The 13,559-nt window shown below is 60.7% G+C and carries 12 protein-coding genes; 6 read left to right on the top strand and 6 right to left on the bottom strand.

Annotated elements, in window-relative coordinates; genetic code table 11:
* The first annotated feature begins 79 nt into the window (after positions 1-79).
* The 3 genes from AC3WTM_RS05685 (at position 80) to AC3WTM_RS05695 (ending at position 2,431) form a co-directional block, all read left to right on the top strand.
* Positions 80-991, top strand: a complete 912-nt coding sequence (locus AC3WTM_RS05685; protein ID WP_102672597.1) for a LysR family transcriptional regulator — start codon at positions 80-82, stop codon at positions 989-991.
* 139 nt (positions 992-1,130) lie between these two features.
* Entirely contained in the window at positions 1,131-1,571 is a 441-nt protein-coding gene (gene aroQ, locus AC3WTM_RS05690) for a type II 3-dehydroquinate dehydratase (RefSeq protein ID WP_102672596.1), read from the top strand.
* Positions 1,572-1,576: 5 nt separating this feature from the next.
* Positions 1,577-2,431, top strand: coding sequence for a shikimate dehydrogenase (locus tag AC3WTM_RS05695; protein ID WP_102672609.1), 855 nt, complete (start codon positions 1,577-1,579; stop codon positions 2,429-2,431).
* A gap of 36 nt (positions 2,432-2,467) precedes the next feature.
* Here AC3WTM_RS05695 and AC3WTM_RS05700 read toward each other — a convergent pair whose 3' ends face one another.
* Positions 2,468-3,145 carry a TetR/AcrR family transcriptional regulator gene (locus AC3WTM_RS05700; protein ID WP_102672595.1) on the bottom strand — a complete coding sequence of 226 codons (678 nt, stop codon included), beginning with the start codon at positions 3,143-3,145 and terminating at the stop codon, positions 2,468-2,470.
* 102 nt (positions 3,146-3,247) lie between these two features.
* Positions 3,248-5,149 (bottom strand): 3-dehydroshikimate dehydratase QuiC, encoded by a 1,902-nt coding sequence (gene quiC, locus AC3WTM_RS05705; RefSeq protein ID WP_102672594.1) that lies wholly within the window; start codon positions 5,147-5,149, stop codon positions 3,248-3,250.
* A 268-nt stretch (positions 5,150-5,417) separates the two neighbouring features.
* On the opposite strand from quiC, the gene AC3WTM_RS05710 reads away from it, so the two are divergent.
* Positions 5,418-6,755 carry an MFS transporter gene (locus AC3WTM_RS05710; protein WP_102672608.1) on the top strand — a complete coding sequence of 446 codons (1,338 nt, stop codon included), beginning with the start codon at positions 5,418-5,420 and terminating at the stop codon, positions 6,753-6,755.
* Between the two features lie 38 nt (positions 6,756-6,793).
* On the opposite strand, the gene AC3WTM_RS05715 is transcribed toward AC3WTM_RS05710, so the two are convergent.
* From AC3WTM_RS05715 to AC3WTM_RS05730, 4 genes are all read right to left on the bottom strand, one after another.
* A complete protein-coding gene (locus AC3WTM_RS05715) occupies positions 6,794-7,672 on the bottom strand; it encodes a DMT family transporter (protein ID WP_102672593.1) in 879 nt (292 codons plus the stop codon).
* Between the two features lie 109 nt (positions 7,673-7,781).
* Positions 7,782-8,597 carry a sugar phosphate isomerase/epimerase family protein gene (locus tag AC3WTM_RS05720; RefSeq protein ID WP_102672592.1) on the bottom strand — a complete coding sequence of 272 codons (816 nt, stop codon included), beginning with the start codon at positions 8,595-8,597 and terminating at the stop codon, positions 7,782-7,784.
* A 2-nt stretch (positions 8,598-8,599) separates the two neighbouring features.
* The gene (locus AC3WTM_RS05725; protein ID WP_102672591.1) at positions 8,600-9,655 is read right to left on the bottom strand and encodes a Gfo/Idh/MocA family protein; all 1,056 of its coding nucleotides are present in this window, start codon (positions 9,653-9,655) and stop codon (positions 8,600-8,602) included.
* A gap of 179 nt (positions 9,656-9,834) precedes the next feature.
* Positions 9,835-10,611, bottom strand: coding sequence for an IclR family transcriptional regulator (locus AC3WTM_RS05730; RefSeq protein WP_090451541.1), 777 nt, complete (start codon positions 10,609-10,611; stop codon positions 9,835-9,837).
* 175 nt (positions 10,612-10,786) lie between these two features.
* Between AC3WTM_RS05730 and AC3WTM_RS05735 the strand changes: the two genes are divergently transcribed.
* The gene (locus AC3WTM_RS05735) at positions 10,787-12,535 is read left to right on the top strand and encodes an FAD-dependent oxidoreductase (protein WP_102672590.1); all 1,749 of its coding nucleotides are present in this window, start codon (positions 10,787-10,789) and stop codon (positions 12,533-12,535) included.
* Positions 12,519-13,352 (top strand): aldo/keto reductase, encoded by an 834-nt coding sequence (locus tag AC3WTM_RS05740; RefSeq protein WP_102672589.1) that lies wholly within the window; start codon positions 12,519-12,521, stop codon positions 13,350-13,352. Before AC3WTM_RS05735 ends, AC3WTM_RS05740 begins: the two co-directional genes overlap by 17 nt.
* Positions 13,353-13,559: the final 207 nt, after the last annotated feature.

A 13,559-nucleotide genomic window follows, 5' to 3' on the forward strand; every position in this document is an offset into this window, starting at 1 on the left:
ACGGTTTTTTTGTATTCGTGCGCGCAAGACTGATAAATACTGGTCCAGCTTCTTCATCTGATCCCCGGTGTAATCAATCATGCAGCGACAATTCGACGATCTTCAGTTGGGTAGCATCGAGCTGTTTTGCCTGGCCGCCGAGGCCGGCAGTTTTACTGCCGCCGCGCTGGTGGCGGGTGTCACACCCGCTGCCGTGAGCCGTTCGGTGTCGCGCATGGAAGAACGCCTTGGTGTGCGCCTGTTCGCGCGCACCACGCGTAGTGTGAAGCTGACCGACAGTGGTCGCCGTTATTACGAGGAGTGCCGCCAGGCCCTGGCGCAACTGGTCGAGGCCCAGCGTGAGGTGATGGGCCAGCAGCAAGTGCCGTCCGGTACTTTGCGCATCAGTATTCCGACCACCTACGCGCATCATCGAATCCTGCCGCTGCTGCCGGAATTTCGCGCGCGTTATCCGGCGGTGAAGGTCGAGTCGCACATCAGCAATCGCAACATCGACTTCGTCGGCGAAGGCTACGACATGGCGATTCGTGTGCGGGCCATCCCGGATTCGGGTCTGATCGCCCGACAGTTGGAAGATGCCGTCCTGGTGATGATCGCCAGCCCTGATTACCTGAAACGGGCCGGCACTCCACAAACCCTCGACGACCTCGAAAACCACGAATGCATCCAGTACGAATTGCCCAGCAGCGGCCGTCGCATTGCCTGGCTGTTCAACGATGAAGGCGTGCCCCGGGAGATTCTGGCCGAGGGCAACCTCAGTTGCTCCGACGATGTGCTGGGCGGTGTGACCTTGGCCAAACACGGGGCGGGGTTGTTTCAGACCTATCGTTTTATCGTTGAAAAGGAACTGGCCGACGGCTCGCTGGTGGAAGTGCTCAAGCCCTATGGCGGGCGATCGCGGCCGTTTACCTTGCTGTACCCGCAAAGTCGCCATGTACCGCTGCGCTTGAGGGCATTTATCGATTTCCTCGTGGAGCACCTGCCGCGCTGACCTGCGAAAGTGTCCGATCACCGCCCACAAACAGCCTGTATACCTTCACTTCAATTGACCAAATTAACCAGTTAGTACAATTTATCTCCACAGGCTGAACACTCGGCCGATTCCAAAAATAATAAGTGGAGAGATTCCAATGTCCCCTATCGTTCTGGTGCTCAACGGCCCGAACCTGAACCTGCTCGGCACCCGTGAACCGGCGACTTACGGCCACGAAACCCTGGCAGACATTTCGGCCTTGTGCGCACGCGCCGCCGAAGAGTTCGGCCTGGCGGTGGAGTTTCGCCAGACCAACCATGAAGGCGAATTGCTCGACTGGATTCACGCCGCCCGCGGTCGCTGCGCCGGGATCGTCATCAATCCTGCCGCGTGGACCCACACCTCGGTCGCCATCCGCGACGCCCTGGTCGCCAGCGAACTGCCGGTGATCGAAGTCCACCTGTCCAACGTGCACGCCCGCGAGCCCTTCCGCCACCATTCGTTCGTATCCGCCATTGCAACGGCGGTGATGGCCGGTTTTGGCAGTCATGGCTATCGCCTGGCGCTGGAACACTTCAGTCATCGTTTGAAGGGGTGATCGCCGTGACTCAGAACCACGTGATACTGGCCGGGCTGATTGGCGCCGGCATCCAGGCGTCCCGCACACCGGCCATGCACGAGCATGAAGGCGATGCCCAGGGGCTGCGCTATCTGTATCGCCTGATCGATCTTGATCAGTTGAAGCTCGACAGCAACGCCCTGCCCGACCTGTTGATGGCTGCAGAGCGCATGAATTACACCGGACTGAACATTACCTTTCCATGCAAGCAGGCGATCATCCCGCTGCTCGACGAACTCTCGCCGGAGGCCCGCGGTATCGGTGCTGTCAACACGGTGGTGCTCAAAAATGGCAAACGCATCGGCCACAACACCGATTGCCTGGGCTTTGCCGAGGGGTTTCGCCGGGGTTTGAAAGGCGTTGCCGTTGAACGTGTCGTACAGATGGGCGCTGGTGGCGCAGGTGCGGCGGTGGCCCACGCGTTGTTGAGCGAAGGCGTACAACAGCTGAGCATTTTTGACGTGGACATCCGCCGCGCCCAGGATCTGGCTGACAACCTCAATCAGCATTTCGGCGTCAGTCGGGCGGTGGCCGGGTATGACCTGCCCGATGCCATGGCCCAGGCTGACGGCCTGGTGAACACCACGCCGATGGGCATGAAAAAACTGCCGGGCATGCCCGTGCCGGTCGAACTGCTGCGGGCCGAATTGTGGGTGGCGGAGATCGTTTACTTCCCACTGGAAACCGAACTGCTGCGCAACGCCCGCGCCCTCGGTTGCCGGACACTGGACGGCGGCAACATGGCGGTGTTTCAGGCGGTCAAAGCATTCGAATTGTTCAGCGGCGTAGTCCCGGATGCCCAGCGGATGCTTGAGCATTTCCAGAGCATGAATGACTGAATGAGTGAAGTGAGGGGGGAAACCCCTCACCTCGCCTCAGACTTGCAGATACCGCAGAACCGACTCGCAAATCATCTCCCGATGACGCTGCTTGATACGTTCGTCCGGCAGGTCGATCTGAAAAATCTCACCAAAGGTGTGGCGGTTCGAGACGCGATAGAAGCAGAACGAACTGATCAGCAAATGCACGTCCAGCGGATCAAGCCCGGTACGGAACAGCCCCTGCTCGGCACCGCGACGCAGAATCTCGCCCAGTGAATCGAGGATAGTGTTGTTCATCGCCTTGATCGCATCGGAGCGCTTCACGAACTCGGCGTTGTGAATATTCTCGATACTGACGATGCGCACGAAATCAACGTTGCGATCATGGTGATCGAAGGTGAACTCCACCAGCCGCCGAATGGCTTCGACCGGCGCCAGCTCTGCCAGGTGCAGGCGATTTTCGGTGTTGCGGATATCGCCGTAGAGTTTCTCCAGCACCTCGACGTAGAGCTGTTCCTTACTGCCGAAGTAGTAATAGATCATGCGCTTGGAGGTGTGGATGCGCTCGGCGATGGCATCGACGCGGGCACCGGAAAGCCCCTGCTGGACGAATTCGACAATCGCCTCCTGCAGGATGTTTTCGCGGGTCTTTTCCGGGTTGTTCTTGCGACTCTTGCGCGGCTCGGCACCAGGTTCTACGGAGGCTGCGGGGAGTTCTGAAGTCATTGTCATTGCGGGCTCACGGCCATCACTGCACAGGCTGGCGATTATGGGCTGCGCGGCACAGTGAAGGAAGCCGCGCGGCCCACGTTTAGTCCCGCGTTTACGAATTACCTACAACTTCGCCTGGCGCAATGCGCCGCTACGGGATTTGGCCATGGCCGCCAGCCGCACCGCGACGTTGGCCGCGCCGTAGCCGGCATAACCGTTTTTACGCTGGATGATCTCGAAGAAGAACCGCCCCTCGAACGGCTCGGTGTACACATGAAACAGTTCACCGCCCTGAGCGTCGCGGTCGTACAACACATTGTAGTAGGCCAGCTCACTGAGGAACTCGTCGTCGAAATCGAACCGCGCCGCCAGGTCATCGTAGTAGTTGAGCGGAATATCCAACAGTGGCACGCCCGCCTCTTTTGCACGGCTGACCTGGGCAAAGATGTCATCACAATCAAACGCGATGTGGTGCACGCCGGAGCCGCGATAACTCGACAGCGCGTGTGAGATCGCGGTGTTGCGGTTCTCGGAAATGTTCAGTGGCAGGCGGATCGAACTGTCCCGGCTACGCAAGGCACGGCTCTTCACCAGACCATAAGGATCCGGCAGCACGACTTCATCGTCTGCCTCGAAATCCAGTAGGCTCTTATAGAACAGCACCCAGCTGTCGAGACTGTCGGCCGGCAGCGCCATGGCCATGTGGTCGATGCGCTTGAGGCCACCGCTGACCGGTGCATCCGCCAGCAGATTGAAGTCGGTACCGTAGACGTCGGCATCCTGGTCCACCAGATAAATCAGGCTGCCATCCGGCGCACGCACCGCCGCCAGTTCCAGTTCATTGGGGCCCACCAGCCCGCGATAGGGTTGACCCTTGTAGGCTACGGCTCGTGCCAGCGCACTGGCGCTATCCTTGACTCGCACGGCGGTAGCGCACAACGAAGGGCCGTGGGCTTCGAAAAAGCTGTGGCCGAAGGAGTAAGGTTCAGAGTTGAGGATCAAATTGATATCGCCCTGGCGCATCAGGCTGACGCTCTTGGAACGATGCTGCCCGGCCTTGACGAAACCCAGTCGCTCCAGCCAATGCGAGAGCTTGGCGCCGAGGCTTTCGTCCACGGCGAACTCGAGAAACTCGATGCCGTTGTACTCACTGGCCTTGGGCGTTTCGAACAGAATTTCAGAGTTGGCCGCAGGCTTGGCTTCCTGGGCCAGACGCTCGCGGGTTTTCTCTTCCAGATACAGCAACGAGCGCAAACCGTCGGCGGCATTGGCCCGTGGCGGCGCGGCGCGGAAGCCATCGTTGAAGATTTCCAGCGACAACGGCCCGGTGTACCCGCTCTTGATGATCGGCGCGAGGAACCCCGGCAAGTCGAATTCACCCTGGCCCGGGAAGCAGCGAAAATGCCGGCTCCACTCCAGCACGTCCATGGCCAGGATCGGCGCGTCGGCCATTTGCACAAAGAAGATCTTGTCGCCGGGAATCTCGGCGATAGCGCTTGGATCGCCCTTGAGCGACAACGTGTGAAAGCTGTCCAGCAACACGCCAAGGCTTGGGTGATCGGCCTGACGCACGATGTTCCACACCTGTTGATACGTGTTCACATGCCGCCCCCAGGCCAGGGCCTCGTAGCCGATGCGCAGGCCGCGTGCCCCGGCACGCTCGGCCAGCAGCCGCAAATCATCGACCAGAATCTGTTCATCACCGATGGACTCGGCCGAGGCGTTGCTGCACACCAGCACCAGGTCGGTGCCCAGTTCCTGCATCAGGTCGAACTTGCGCTCAGCGCGTTCCAGATTGCGCGACAGCCGATCACGCCGACAGCCTTCGAAATCACGGAACGGTTGAAACAGGGTGATGGCGATCCCGAGATCGGCACACATCTGTTTAATTTCCCGTGGACTGCCGTCGTAGTAGAGAAGGTCATTCTCGAAAATCTCGACGCCGTCGAAACCGGCGGCGGCAATGGCTTCGAGTTTTTCCGGCAGGGTACCGCTCAAGGATACGGTGGCAATGGAACGCTGCATATTTCGGCTCCCGGTGGAGGCTTCGGCTACAGGGAATTTGCGCCGCTTTTAAAAGAGTGAGTGAATTATTGAGCTGGCCCATGCATTGAGCAATGCAAAGTGTACTATCCGGTTAGTTTTGTGTTCGATTATCGAACAAAATGGTGGATGGCGAATTGACGATTTTTTGTCCAATGCCCAACATCGTCCTCACATTAAGTCCGGACACGCAGCACCGGCCGCGATGTCCAAAACACCAAATAACAAATTCAAAAAACGGGTGGTACACATGATCCCTTCCCAAAGCTCACGCATGGCTCCGGCCATGAACGTCACTGCCGGTGGCATCGGCGACAAAATCCGCGGCGCCATGGCGGTCGGCAAAACCCGCTGGGGCATGCTGGCGCTGGTGTTTTTCGCCACCACCCTGAACTACATCGACCGCGCCGCACTGGGCGTGATGCAGCCCATCCTGGCCAAGGAAATGAGCTGGACGGCGATGGATTACGCCAACATCAACTTCTGGTTCCAGGTGGGTTACGCCATCGGTTTCGTGCTGCAGGGCCGGTTGATCGACCGGGTCGGCGTGAAGCGCGTGTTCTTCTGCGCCGTGCTGCTCTGGAGCCTGGCGACCGGCGCCCACGGCCTGGCCACTTCGGCGGTCGGCTTCATGGTCTGCCGCTTCATCCTCGGCCTGACCGAAGCCGCCAACTACCCGGCCTGCGTGAAAACCACCCGCCTGTGGTTCCCGGCCGGCGAGCGCGCCGTGGCCACCGGGATTTTCAATGCCGGGACCAACGTCGGTGCGATGTTCACCCCGATGCTGCTGCCGCTGATCCTCCACGCCTGGGGCTGGCAGGCCGCGTTCCTGTGCATGTCGGCACTGGGCGGGATCTGGCTGCTGTTCTGGGGCTTGAAGTACTTCAACCCGGAAGAGCATCCGAGCGTCAAACAATCGGAGCTGGACTACATCCAGAAAGAAGTCGAGCCGGAACAAACCCGCGTGCCGTTCTCGAAAATCCTGCGCATGCGTGGTACCTGGGCCTTCGCCCTCGCCTACTCGATCACCGCGCCAGTGTTCTGGTTCTACCTGTACTGGCTGCCGCCGTTCCTCAACCAGCAATACAACCTGGGCATCAACGTCACCCAGATGGGTATCCCGCTGATCATCATCTACCTCACTGCCGACTTCGGCAGCGTTGGCGGCGGCATCCTCTCCTCGTTCCTGATCGGTCGCGGCGTCAACCCGATCAAGGCGCGACTGATGTCCATGTTCCTGTTCGCCTGCTGCATCATCGGCGTGATCATGGCGGCCGGTTCCAGCAACCTGTGGGTCGCGGTGGCCGCCATCTCCCTGGCCATCGGCGCGCACCAGGCCTGGACCGCGAACATCTGGAGCCTGGTGATGGACTACACGCCCAAGCACATGATGAGTACGGTGTTCGGCTTCGGTGGCATGTGTGCGGCGATTGGCGGGATGTTCATGACCCAACTGGTCGGCCACATCCTGACAATCACCAACAACAACTACACCGTGCTGTTCACCATGATTCCGGCGATGTACTTCATCGCCCTGATCTGGATGTACTTCATGGCACCGCGCAAGATTCCGACCGTCACTGACTAAAGTTAAGCCCGCTCCCACCGTTGTTTTCCGGTTACTTTCTACTTGCGGCTTTGCTGCCAGGCCGCCGCCAACCCGCTGCAGCAGATCACGGCGATGCCGAGCACGGTGGTCAGTGTCGGCGTATGGGAAAACAGCAGCCAGCCCAGCAGGCCGGCGAAGATGATCTGGCAATAGCTGAACGGTGCCAGCAGTGCTGGTGCCGCGAGGCGGAAAGCCTGGGTCAGGAACAGGTGAGCCGTCATCCCGCAGGCCCCCAGCGCCAGCATCATCGCGCCATGCATCAGGTTCGGCGTCTGCCAGAAGAACGGCACCAGCGCACTCATCACCAGCGTGTTGCACAAGCCTGCGAAGAAGTTACTGGTGGTCGGGCTGTCGATCTCGCTGAGCTTGCGGGTCAGCAGTTGGTAGAAGCAGAAAAACAGCGCCGAGCAGAACGGCAGCAACACCGCCGGGGTAAACAGATCGCCCCCGGGGTGAACGATGATCAGCACTCCGCTAAAACCGAAAATCACCGCCAGCCATTGCCCCCGGGTCACCCGCTCGCCAAGCAGCGGTACCGACAGCGCGGTGACCAATACCGGAGCGAGGAAGTTGACCGACGTGGCCTCGGCCAGCGGGATGTACATCAGCCCCGTGGTGAAAAACAGACTGGTGCCCAGCAGGCACAGCGCCCGGATCACCTGCAGCAATGGCCGTTTGGTACGCAGCACCCGCAACCCGGACTGCGGCAGGAAAATCCCGGCCATCAACAAGGTGTGAACCACGTAGCGCGCCCAGACCACCATGACAATGGGATAGAAACCGGAGAGGTATTTGGAAAAGGCGTCGTGGGTGGAAAACAGGAAGGTTGCGACAATGATCAGCAGGATCCCTTTGAAGGGCTGATTGACGCCGGAAAGCGGGGTGCTGACGGTCATTGGGTTTCCTTACATAAAGTCAAAAGCATCACGGGCAAACCACGCTTCCACCCAGTCAGCATAGAACCTGTGGGAACGTGGCTTGCCCGCGATAGGTGCGCAGCACCGATTACAGCCGCGCAAACAATTCCCGGGTTTTATCCAGCGCCATCTGCGCCCGCTCCAACCCACTCACGCCCTGCTCCAGCAACTGCACGGTGGGAATCTCCAGGCTCAATGGAATGTCAGCCGGCAAAATCCCCAACAACCCCTGCAGATCACAATCGCCATCGCCGGGGAAACGCCGCTCGTTACGCGCCTGACGCAAGATCTCCGCCATATCCGCCGGCCGTGGTCCTGCGACGTCACACAACTGTGCATACCGTAACCGTGAGGGAGCAACTTTGGCCAGATCTTCCAGGCGCGATCCCGAACGATCGAAGTGGAAGGCGTCCACCAGCACTCCGCCGTTTCCCCGCCCGGCGTTTTCTACAATACGCGCGGCTTGTTGAAGATTGCGTGCATCGGTCCAGGGCATGAACTCCAGATGCGGGTGCAGCCCATAGAGTGCCGCCAGATCACAGAGTTCGGCAAAATGTTCCGTCAGCCGTTGTTCATCAGGGTCGTTGCCGGCCACCAGCAATTCACTGGCACCCAATTGGGCACCCACCGCCAGGATTTTCTCGAAGTCGGTAACAACGGTCTCCGGCTTGAGACGCAGAATTTCGACGTCCAGCACCCTGATACCGGTATCGCGCAGACGCGCCAGGGTTTGGCGCCGCAATTCGCTGTCGGCCACCAAGGCAAAATGGTGTTCCTCAGGGGTTGCCGGTACCAGGCGCAAGCCGACATGGCTGTAACCGGCCCGCGCGGCGACCTCGACCATGTCGGGCGGTGACAACTCCAGCACGGTCAGGCTGGCCAGGGAGAAGATACGCTCGCTCATGGTCAGCCCTCGATTAAGGATGGCGTGCAGGCACGACCGGTTTCGGCGGCTTCGCGGATGGCTTCGATCAGCGCCAACGTACGCGCGGCATCGGCGGCACTCACCAGCGGCTCGACCTCCCGGCGTGCAACACGCACGAAGTGCTGCAACTGCAGACGCAGGGCTTCATCGGCACTGAAGTTTTCCTGGGTTGCCAGCAACGGTTGATGCCAGCCGCCATCGACTTCGTTGTAGTGCCAGCGTTTAAGCTGCGGAATACTCAGCGCCCCACCTGTCCCGGCCAGCAAGTAGCACGGTTGATCAGGATGACGCGGATACACCAGATTCTCCCCCGAATCCAGCTCCCAGCTCCAGGGCGCAGCCACCGCATCGGAGCCGGTCAGGCTGCCCAGTGCACCGTTGTCGAATTGCAGCAGTATTGCCGCGCAATCTTCGTTGGCAAACCCGCGAATGGCGTTGCTGGTGATGGCCTGAACCTGACGCACTTCACCGCACAAATGCCGCAGCAGATCGAGGTCGTGGATCAGGTTGGTCAACAGCATCCCCGCGCCGGCCTCGCGCCGCCAGGGTGTTTCAAAATAGCTGTCGGGCTTGCGCAACTGCCAGAGCGCCGTGACTGTGGTCAACCGCCCCAATGCGCCGCTGTGGACAAGCTCGTGGGCGCGGACGATCAACGGGTTGTGACGACGGTGATGTCCGACCAGTACCGGAACGCCACTAGCCTTCGATGCAGTCACCAGCTCCCTGGCTTCATCCAGGTGCACGCCCACCGGTTTTTCCAGCAGTACCGGCACGCCGGCCGCGAGGCAATCGAGGGCCGTGCTGACGTGCAGCGTGTTCGGGTTGGCGACGATGACGGCGTCCGGCTTTGCCTGCTCCAGCATCTGACGATGATCGGCGAAACAGGCTACGCCCCATTGCGCCGCAAGACTGGCCGCCTGCGGTCCCGGATCGGCCACGGCGCACAACGTCGCTTCAGTCAGGGATTGCAGATGCTGGTAGTGCTGCTGGCCCATGTTGCCAGCACCGATCAGGGCGATGCGAAGTGGCGAACTCAAGATACGGTCCTCTTGTCAGTGTTATTGGAGCGATGAACTCCAATAATTTAGAACCTGGTTCCAGATTCTTACACAGACCTATCCTGAAAGTGTTCGAACAGCGCACAGCTTCTCAAGCTGAAGACTGTTCAAAATGTGGGAGCGGGCTTGCTCGCTCCCACAGTTGATTTGCACAGGCCTTAGTTGAACAACTCCGACGCCAGGCTCGCTGCACTCAACTCCTCGGTGTACGCCAGCAACAACGGCGCCAGCTCATGCAGCCGCGCCCCCGGCATCCGTGCACTTGGCCCGGCGATGCTGAGCACGCCGATCACCCGCCCATCGGCGGGATGACGCACCACCGCCGCAATCGCCGAAGTGCCGATCGCCGAGCTCTCCTCGACCCAGGCGTAGCCCTGGTCCCGCGCCAGACGCAGGCGTTCGAGCAATTCGATGTTCGAGCGCGGCGCGTTCGGCCCCACATGTTCCGGCACTTGTGCGCCCTGCCGCTCTACCAGCGACAAGGCTTCGGCATCGCTCATGCAGGCCAGCCACGCATGCCCAGAGGCTGTGTAAAACAACGGCGCATCGCGGCCCATGTCCGGGTCATAACGCAGACCGGAGCGCGCGCCCTGGGACTTGGCGATCCAGGTCTGACGCTCACCGTCGATCACCCCGAGACGCACCAGTTCGCCGGTTTCCTGCGCCAGGCGGTCAAGCACTGGCTGCACGATGTCGGCACCGCTGCTCGACAGATAACGGAAGCCCATCGCCACCAGTTTGGTCGAGAGGTGATAACGCAGATTATCCGGATTCTGCCGCACGTAACCGAGGCGGATCAGCTCGGCCAGCAGGCGATGGGTCGCGCTCTTGGGGATATCCAGTTGCTCTGCCAGGGTCTGCATCGGCAGGCCACGGGGATCGCTGGTGAGGCTTTCGAGCACACTGAAAACACGTTCGATCTGACTGCCGGCCATGGTCGCTTCCACGCAAAATTTGCTCGATTCTAGAAGACATCTGAACGAATGCGAAATCTGGAACTGAACGTTCGATAACCGCCCGTTTTAGACCCTCAAGACTTGTTCGGCCTCACCTGATTCTTATATTTTCTGGAACAAGATTCCGAAACAATAAAACACCGGAGTTCAAACAATGCCTGCCCAAGCGCACTTTCTTCCCGACATCGACTGCGATGTGCTGATCGTTGGTTCCGGTGCGGCGGGACTGTCGGCGGCCGTGACCGCCGCGTGGCATGGACTGAAAGTCATAGTGGTGGAAAAGGACCCGGTGTTCGGCGGTGCCACGGCCTGGTCCGGTGGCTGGGCCTGGGTCCCTTGCAACCCGCTGGCCCGGCGCGGGGGCATCGTCGAAGACGTTGAACGGCCTCGCACTTATCTGCAACACGAATTGGGCGAGCGCTTTGATCCGGCGATGATCGACGCTTTCCTGGAGGCCGGCCCGCGAATGGTGTCGTTCTTCGAGCAGCACACCTCGCTGCAATTCGCCGACGGCAACGCCATTGCCGACATTCATGGCGACACCCCCGGGGCAGGCACCGGTGGACGCTCGGTGATCGCCGCCCCGTACGACGCACGAAAAGTCGGCAAGCTGCTCAAGCGGCTGCGCAAAACCATGCGGGAAACATCGTTCATGGGCATGCCGATCATGGCGGGGGCGGACCTCACGGCATTCCTCAACCTGACCCGTTCACTGTCGGCGGCCTGGCACGTTACGCGGCGCTTCAGCCGCCACCTGTTCGATCTCGTCGTACATGGCCGGGCGATGCAACTGGTCAACGGCGTGGCCTTGGTGGCGCGCCTGACAAAATCCGCCGATGACCTCGGTGTGTTGCTCTGGGAATCAGCGCCCGTGAGCCGATTGCTGCGCGAGAATGACCAGGTACGAGGCGCTGTGGTCAACACCGCCAAAGGCTCGGTGCGCATCCATGCACGCAAGGCCGTGGTGCTCGCCGCGGGTGGTTTCGCCAATGACATCGACCGCCGCAAGGCCCTGTTCCCCCGCACACCGACCGGGCATGAGCATCTGGCCTTGCCACCCCTCGGCGTTTGCGGCGATGGCCTGCGCCTGGGCGAAAGTGCCGGTGCCCGGGTCAATAGCGACATGGCGTCCGCCGTCGCCTGGGCACCGGTTTCGCAGGTGCCGTACAGCGACGGCAGCACGGGACACTTCCCGCACATCATCGAGCGGGGCAAACCGGGCATCATCGGTGTGCTGAGCAACGGCCAGCGCTTCGTCAATGAAGCCAACGGCTACTACGACTACGTCACGGCCATGGTCGCCGCCGCCCCGCTGGGTGAAGAAGTGGCGTCGTGGCTGATCTGCACCCATGGCTTTCAGCGTCGATATGGCCTGGGCATCTCTCGGCCATTTCCGGTGCCGCTGTCATCCTTCATCCGCAGCGGCTATCTGAAAACCGGCAACACCCTTGAGGAATTGGCTGCAGCCTGCGGCATCGACCCGGTTGGCCTGCGCACCACCGTGTCGGACTACAACCGCCACGCGCGCAACGGCGAGGACCCGCAATTCGGCCGTGGTTCCACACCCTACAACCGCAAGCAGGGTGACGCACTGCAACAGCCCAACCCATGCGTCGCGCCGATCGAACAAGGCCCCTTCTATGCCGTGAAAGTCCAGCCAGGCTGCTTCGGTACCTTCGCCGGGCTCAAGGTCAACCATCATGCCCAGGTCCTGGACGGCGCGGCGCAACCCATCGCCGGCCTGTACGCGGCGGGCGGCGATATGGCCAGCATCATGGGCGGTCACTACCCCGCTGGCGGCATCAATCTCGGCCCGGCGCTGACCTTCGGCTACATCGCCGCGCGCCATATCGCAGGTGTCACTGCTTATGAAAAGGAGATCGACCATGCAGCACATCATTAACGCTCAGGGTTTGAACATGCCGAAACTCGGCCTCGGCACCTGGCCAATGCTCGGCGAGGAATGCACCCGAGCAGTGGAGCAGGCTCTGGCCCTGGGTTACCGGCACATCGACACGGCAGCTGCCTACAACAACGAAGACGCGGTCGGTCAGGCGCTGGCGAACAGTCCGACACCCCGCGAGCAGATCCACGTCACGACCAAAGTCTGGTGGGACCAACTGCAACCCGACGCCATGCGTCACTCCATGGACCGTAGCCTCAAAGCCCTGCGCAGCGAATACGTCGACCTGTTCATGCTCCATTGGCCAACCACCGATTGGGATTTGCCGCGCACCATAGAAACCCTGGTGTCGTTCAGGGAGCAAGGCCTGGCGCGCAACATTGGCGTGGCGAATTTTCCACTGCCCCTGCTGCGCAAAGTCGTCGAAGAACTGGGGGCGCCGCTGTCGGCGATCCAGGTCGAGTACCACGTGCTGCTCGGACAAAACGCCCTGCTCGACTACGCCCGTCAACAGGATCTTGCGCTGACAGCCTACACGCCACTGGCACGCAACAAGGTATCCGACATTCCGGCCATCCGGTGGATCGCCGCGAAACACGGCGTACTGCCGACGCAGGTCGCGCTCAAATGGCTGCTCGATCAACCCAACGTGGCCGCGATCCCCAAGGCCAGCAGCGAGCCCAATCAACTGGCCAATCTCGCGGCGCTGGATGTGCGACTGGATGATGAAGACCGTGCCTTGATCGCCAGCCTGTCCAAACGCGAGCGCCAGGTCAGCCCTGACTTTGCGCCAGTGTGGGATGCATTTGACGAATAATCCGCAAGACCGGTGATCGCCCTCACGATAAAAACCCATCGTCCAACGGAATTCGATGGGTTATCCGTGTTCAATACAAGCCTGAAACCTTCTCGGCGACCCTTCACGGGTGGCCGGAAATCAACCTGTACGCGAAAAAAAGACGGACGATCGGACTGGCGCCGCTCCCACTTGGCAGCAACACTCATCGCACGGAGCTTTACCCGG

It is taken from the genome of Pseudomonas sp. EU05-FHT14B02, assembly GCF_058791055.1.

Excerpts from the sequence above, each read along its gene's own strand:
- AC3WTM_RS05685 (WP_102672597.1), top strand. The coding sequence starts at position 80 with ATGCAGCGACAATTCGACGATCTTCAGTTGGGTAGCATCGAGCTGTTT.
- aroQ (WP_102672596.1), top strand. The coding sequence starts at position 1,131 with ATGTCCCCTATCGTTCTGGTGCTCAACGGCCCGAACCTGAACCTGCTC.
- AC3WTM_RS05700 (WP_102672595.1), bottom strand. The coding sequence starts at position 3,145 with ATGACAATGACTTCAGAACTCCCCGCAGCCTCCGTAGAACCTGGTGCC.
- quiC (WP_102672594.1), bottom strand. The coding sequence starts at position 5,149 with ATGCAGCGTTCCATTGCCACCGTATCCTTGAGCGGTACCCTGCCGGAA.
- AC3WTM_RS05710 (WP_102672608.1), top strand. The coding sequence starts at position 5,418 with ATGATCCCTTCCCAAAGCTCACGCATGGCTCCGGCCATGAACGTCACT.
- AC3WTM_RS05715 (WP_102672593.1), bottom strand. The coding sequence starts at position 7,672 with ATGACCGTCAGCACCCCGCTTTCCGGCGTCAATCAGCCCTTCAAAGGG.
- AC3WTM_RS05720 (WP_102672592.1), bottom strand. The coding sequence starts at position 8,597 with ATGAGCGAGCGTATCTTCTCCCTGGCCAGCCTGACCGTGCTGGAGTTG.
- AC3WTM_RS05730 (WP_090451541.1), bottom strand. The coding sequence starts at position 10,611 with ATGGCCGGCAGTCAGATCGAACGTGTTTTCAGTGTGCTCGAAAGCCTC.
- AC3WTM_RS05735 (WP_102672590.1), top strand. The coding sequence starts at position 10,787 with ATGCCTGCCCAAGCGCACTTTCTTCCCGACATCGACTGCGATGTGCTG.
- AC3WTM_RS05740 (WP_102672589.1), top strand. The coding sequence starts at position 12,519 with ATGCAGCACATCATTAACGCTCAGGGTTTGAACATGCCGAAACTCGGC.